Consider the following 329-nt stretch of genomic DNA (forward strand, 5'->3'; position numbering starts at 1 on the left):
GCTCGCCACCGTGCAGCAGTGCGCCGAAAATTTCCCAGACCGAGAAGTCGAAAGCATAGGAATGAAACAGGCTCCAGACGTCCTGCGGGCCGAAACCGAACCACGGTTCAGTGGCCGCGAACAGACGCAGGATGTTGTGGTGCGCAAGCAAGGTGCCTTTGGGGTTGCCGGTGGAACCGGAGGTGTAGATCACGTAGGCGAGGTTCGAAGGATCCATGACGACTTGCGGGTCGTTGTCGGCAAAGGCGCTGACGTCGGTATCCAGCAGCAGGGTTTTCACGCCGTCAGGCACCGGCAATTGACCGGCCAGCGACGCCTGGGCCAGCAGC

1 protein-coding gene is annotated in these 329 nt (G+C 61.4%); it reads right to left on the minus strand.

Annotated features, from left to right (window positions below; translation table 11 throughout):
• On the minus strand, positions 1–329 hold a 329-nt coding region (locus tag HX805_RS31430), incomplete at both ends, for an AMP-binding protein (protein ID WP_177117625.1).

Origin of the sequence: Pseudomonas sp. G5001 (assembly GCF_013385475.1) — a bacterium.
Classification (GTDB): domain Bacteria; phylum Pseudomonadota; class Gammaproteobacteria; order Pseudomonadales; family Pseudomonadaceae; genus Aquipseudomonas.